This is a genomic window from Selenomonadales bacterium (assembly GCA_017442105.1).
Taxonomy (GTDB): domain Bacteria; phylum Bacillota; class Negativicutes; order RGIG982; family RGIG982; genus RGIG982.
In genome coordinates this window covers 1-5,451 of the sequence record JAFSAX010000177.1, presented here as the reverse complement: position 1 = coordinate 5,451, position 5,451 = coordinate 1, and the positions used below count along the sequence as shown (strand labels likewise).

The window sequence follows — 5,451 nt, the reverse complement described above, 5'->3', positions numbered from 1 at the left end:
GCTCACGACATTTCCCGTGATGATGGGAACGGCAGAAGCCTCTGATGAAGCTGTTGCAGCGAATGATAAAATAGTACAAGCACCTGTGACGGTAGACAGTCGCGACTTGACGTATAATAACCTGTCAGGTGATTTTGTTGCTTTTGGTGATGTCAATGTAACGCAAGGCACGATGACGATCAAAGCCGATGAGCTTTACGGTAACAGCAAGACGAGCATGATCTCGACAGACGGCAATATGCGCATTATCGATCCTACGCAGCAGACCGATCTCGTTGGTACAACGGTGCACTATAATTATAAAGAAAAAACAGGTACGATGGTAAAAGCCAAAGGACAAGTACAGGGCGACTATATCCAAGGGGAAGACATCAATATCATGCCCGATAAAACGACATTCAAAAACGGGTCTTCGACCAAATGTCCTGCGAAGCACCCCGACTGGCATCTGGAAGCCAAAGAAGTAGAACTGTTCCCCGGCGGCTATGTCCTCGCACATGATGCGACATTCTATTTGAAGGATAAAGCAGTCTATCATACAGACCGATATGAAAAAGAACCGGGCGAAAATCATTCGTTCATTCCGCATCCGGGCTACAACAGCAGTGACGGTTTTTATATCAAACAGGATTTGAAATTGCCGATCCTCGTTGACGGATTGAATGCATTTTTAAATTGGGGTTATTACAGCCGACATGATTTCCGTGCACTCGGAGGACTTCAATACTATTGGAACGGACAAGTATTCCGCATCGTAACAGGTGATGTAGAAGACTCCGACGATGAATGGATCAACAAGAAGATCGAATATCAATGGAAGATGTTCGACCGCCGTATCGGCAACTCCAAATTCCACTATCGTTTGGAAGCAAGCCACGGTCTGTGGGAAGATTCTCGCCGACAGAGCTGGCATGATGAATACGAGGCTTATATCTCGCATGATCCGATCAATATCACGGGCAAACTCACGCTCGATCTTGGTGCAGGGTATCAGATCATCAAAGAAAGCTATGATGATTCGACTAGCAAAGGTATGATATACGATGCGAAACTGACGCAGACATTCTCGCCGAAGTTTAAAGTGTGGACAGGATATCATTATGTCCATGACAACGACCGCTTGTTCAACTACGATCGCCCCGACCTCGAAAGAGAATGGCGCTCGGGATTCCGCTGGAGCTGGAATGAAAAAGATGCGATCGGATTGGTCATTCGATATAATGTTGATACAGATGAATTGTTCGAGAGAATCTATTTCTTCGAAAAAGACCTCCATTGCTGGAAAATGCGTGTTATCCACGAACCCGACGATGGAGATGGTGTCAGCATCAAATTCTCTACGAAGATCTGGTAAAGAAAGGTTGATATGATGCAATCTCAGCTGAATCAATTGATCGATAATATTCAACAGAAAAAAATACTCATCATCGGTGATATGGTTGCCGATGTGTATCTCCATGGTGAGATCGAACGCATCTCTCGTGAAGCACCTGTCTTGGTGCTTCAGTATGATAAAGAGCGCATCATTCCCGGCGGTGCAACGAACGTCGTGCACAATGCGGCAACGATGGGCGGTAAGGTATGGCCGATCGGTCTTTTAGACCATGGCAAAGAAGGCACATACCTTCGTGAGATGCTCGCGAAAAAAGGTGTCGTCGTTGACGGCTTTCTCTCGGAAGAAGGCCGTCCGACGGTGACGAAAACGCGCATCATTGCGGGCGGGCAAGCCACCGTCAGCCAACAAGTCGTCCGCATCGACCGTGGCAGCACGGCGCCGATAGAAGAGAGCACCGAGCAGGCGATCCTTGCGTATCTGGCAGACGTACTGCCTGAGATGGACGGCGTTGTCATGAGCGACTATGGCAGCGGTACGATCACGCCGAAAGTGCGTGACTATATCCTCACAGAATGTCGCAGCCGCGGTATCGTATCCATCGTCGACTCGCGCTATGATATCGGCAGCTACAAGCATGTCCATTATGTCAAACAGAACGAAGCTGAAGCCTCCGATGCAACAGGCATTGCCATCAAAGACGAACAAACGCTTCTCAAAGCAGGTGCTGTTCTTCTTGAGAAGATCGAAGCAGACGGCATACTCATCTCGCGTGGTGCAGACGGCATGAGCCTTTTCCTCGCAGACGGTGATGTTCATCATATCCCCGTCACCAACGTCAGCGAAGTATTCGACGTATCGGGTGCGGGGGATACTGTCGTAGCCGTTATGATCCTTGCACTTGCCGCAGGCGAAGATCCGCTTCTCGCGGCACAGGCGGCGAACCTGGCGGCAGGCATCGCTGTACGCAAACTCGGCACGGCGACCGTATCGGCAGACGAACTTCGAAAAGCAGCGAGGGATTATTATGCTGGTTGATCGAACAGAGATAACTGCACTCATTGAGAGAGAAAAAGCAAAAGGAAAAACAGTCGTTTTGACGAACGGCTGTTTTGACATTCTTCATGCGGGGCATGTACGCTACTTAGCCTCGGCACGCGCTGTCGGCGATTGTCTTGTATTAGGCCTCAACAGCGACGAATCCGTACGACGTCTTAAAGGACCATCGCGTCCCATTAACAACGAACTTGATCGTGCGGAAGTCATCGGTTCTCTGCGTTCGGTAGACTATGTCGTCATATTTGGCGAAACGACAGCCGAAGCACTTGTAAGAGAGGTGCGTCCCGACTACTATGCCAAAGGCGGCGACTACTCATTAAGCTCACTGCCCGAAGCAAAAGCCGTTGCTGAATGTGGCGGTAAAGTCGTATTGTTACCGTTCGTAGAAGGCAAATCCTCCACGAACATCATCCAAAAGATAGAACAGAACGCCAAAGAATAGAAAAGAGGACAGTTTATGAGCATAAAAAATGTATTGATCATCAAACTGAGTGCCATCGGAGATGTCATTCATGCACTGCCCGTATCGTACGCTATCAAAGAAACATATCCCGATGCGCACATCACTTGGGTCGTCGAACCGCCCGCTTATGACCTCTTGACGAACAATCCGTATATCGACGAGATCATTCTTTTCCGTAAAAAAGAATTCAAATCGTGGAAAGGCTTTTGTAAAAACTTCCCCGACTTCTCGGCGAAACTCAGAGAGAAAAAATATGACGTCGTACTCGACCTGCAAGGCCTTGCCAAAAGCGGTATCCTTGCATTTCTTGCACGCGGCGAGAAAAAGATCGGCACGTGTGATATGCGCGAAATGAGCCAATACATCTCGAAACCGACCGTAGGTGCCAATGCCAACGGACATATCGTTGAGCGATACCTTGATGTTGCGCGCGCGATCGGTTGCCGTGTAGAAAACGTCGTATTCCCCGTCTATCCGACGAAAGAAGAAGAAGAGAGAGCGCACTACCTTATCCGTGAAGAAGGCAGACTTCGCGGCGACTACGTTGCGATCGCTGTCGGAACAAACTGGCCGAACAAATGCTGGCCGGTAGCCAATATCGCAAGATTGGCTGACCTCTTATACATCCTTGGTATGAAACCTGTCCTCGTCGGCGGTGGCAAAGAAGAAGAAAAGATCGCCAAAGAAGTTCACAAAAAAATGCGCAGCACAGCTTTGAGCCTTGTTGGCAAGACCAGCCTTAAAGAACTTGCCGCAGTTATCCGCGGAGCACGTGCTTTCGTCGGCGGTGACACAGGCCCGACACACTTGGCGGCAGGACTTGGTATCCCGACCGTTGAGATCATGGGGCCGACAGACGCCAATCGCAACGGCCCGTACGGCCAACAAGAAAACGCCATCGAGATCGAAGCGGAATGCAAACATTGTTGGAAACGCAAATGCGCGAAAAATATCGTTTGCTTGGAAGACATCACACCGCAACAAGTCCTCGACAAGCTTAATCCGTATATAGATTGATGCTAAAAGACAGCTATAAAGAGTAGCTGTCTTTTTCTTTGCGTAAGAAAGAATACATATGCTATAATATAAAGATAAAGATTGGACTTCACCGAAGGAGTATTCGACATGAAAGTTATGATTTTGGCGGGCGGTAAAGGAACACGCTTGTTTCCGTTATCGCGGTCTTGCTTTCCGAAACATTTTTTGAAAGTCAATAACGAAGAATCACTTTTGGCACAGACGATCCGCCGATTTTTGACGATCGTCAAAGCAGAAGATATCATTGTAGTGACGAACGAAGAATATGCATATCATGTGCAGGACGAACTGACAGCCTGCCGAGCAGAATCGGCTCACGTTGTTCTCGAAACAGTGCGCCGAGAAACAGCGCCTGCCATTGCGCTCGGTCTTAAATATTGTCGTGAAAAACTGAACTTGGCTGACGATGAAGTCATACTCGTAACGCCGTCCGACCATTTGATGAAAGCGAGCGAAGAATTTCATCGCGTCATCGGACAAGCCTGCCGTCTGGCAGAAACAGATCGAATCGTCACACTCGGTATCCTGCCGACAAAAGCCGAAGAACGATACGGATATATCCAAGTCGGCGAGCCGCTCGGCGCAGGTTATGTCGTGCGCTCGTTCAAAGAGAAACCGACACGCACCGAAGCAGAGATGTATCTAAGTGAAGGCCATTATTACTGGAACGCGGGGATGTTCATCTTCCGCTTGGCAGCGATGGAAAAAGAACTTGACACGTGCTGCCCTGATATCGGTGCGCTCCGACAAGGCACATACGAAGATATGATAGCATCATTTGGTGAGATGCCCGAGAGATCGATCGACTATGCTGTGGCAGAACGCTCAGCCAATATGGCGATGATACCGCTCTCCTCCGACTGGAAGGATGTCGGCTCATGGGATGCCATCTATGATATATTGCCCAAGGATGAGAAAGGCAACGCTGCGTATGGCGACACGATGATAGTCGACTGCGAAGATACGCTCATCATGGGACGTGACCGACTGATCGCAGGTATCGGGCTAAAAGACATCCTCGTCGTTGAAACCGATGACGTGCTCGTCGTAACAAAAAAAGGCGAATCCGAAAAAATAAAAGGCCTTGTCAAAAAAATGAAACAAGAAGGTCGCAAAGAAGCCGACGAGAATACGACGATGTACCGTCCGTGGGGACGATATACAGTCCTTGGAGAAGGCGACAACTACAAGATGAAAAAGATCGTCGTACTTCCGAGCGGACGACTCAGCCTTCAGATGCACTACCATCGAAGCGAACATTGGATCGTCGTGGCAGGCACTGCCGAAGTAACGATCGGCGAAGAAGTGAAGATGGTGCGAGAAGGCGAGAGCGTATTTATTCCCAAGACCGTCAAACATCGTTTGGCGAACCCCGGAAAAGTACAGCTTGAGATCATCGAAGTCCAAAACGGCGACTATCTCGGCGAAGACGATATCGTACGATTCGAAGACGTATACGGACGTGTATAACAGAAACGACAGCTTAGGCTGTCGTTTTCCACTGCGGGTATTGAATAGAAAAGAAGATACTTCGGAAAAGTCTGAAAATACAGCAGGG

Annotated in this window: 5 protein-coding genes; all 5 read left to right on the top strand. The window is 48.8% G+C overall.

Annotated elements, in window-relative coordinates:
• On the top strand, positions 1 to 1,354 hold a 1,354-nt coding region (locus tag IJN28_07035; GenBank protein ID MBQ6713520.1), incomplete at its 5' end, for an LPS-assembly protein LptD.
• A 15-nt stretch (positions 1,355 to 1,369) separates the two neighbouring features.
• A complete protein-coding gene (locus IJN28_07030) occupies positions 1,370 to 2,371 on the top strand; it encodes a carbohydrate kinase (protein ID MBQ6713519.1) in 1,002 nt (333 codons plus the stop codon).
• The gene (rfaE2, locus tag IJN28_07025) at positions 2,361 to 2,834 is read left to right on the top strand and encodes a D-glycero-beta-D-manno-heptose 1-phosphate adenylyltransferase (protein MBQ6713518.1); all 474 of its coding nucleotides are present in this window, start codon (positions 2,361 to 2,363) and stop codon (positions 2,832 to 2,834) included. Before IJN28_07030 ends, rfaE2 begins: the two co-directional genes overlap by 11 nt.
• Before the next feature lie 15 nt (positions 2,835 to 2,849).
• The gene (locus IJN28_07020; GenBank protein ID MBQ6713517.1) at positions 2,850 to 3,872 is read left to right on the top strand and encodes a glycosyltransferase family 9 protein; all 1,023 of its coding nucleotides are present in this window, start codon (positions 2,850 to 2,852) and stop codon (positions 3,870 to 3,872) included.
• A 108-nt stretch (positions 3,873 to 3,980) separates the two neighbouring features.
• Positions 3,981 to 5,363: a mannose-1-phosphate guanylyltransferase/mannose-6-phosphate isomerase gene (locus tag IJN28_07015; protein MBQ6713516.1), complete on the top strand. Its 1,383-nt coding sequence runs from the start codon at positions 3,981 to 3,983 to the stop codon at positions 5,361 to 5,363.
• Positions 5,364 to 5,451: the final 88 nt, after the last annotated feature.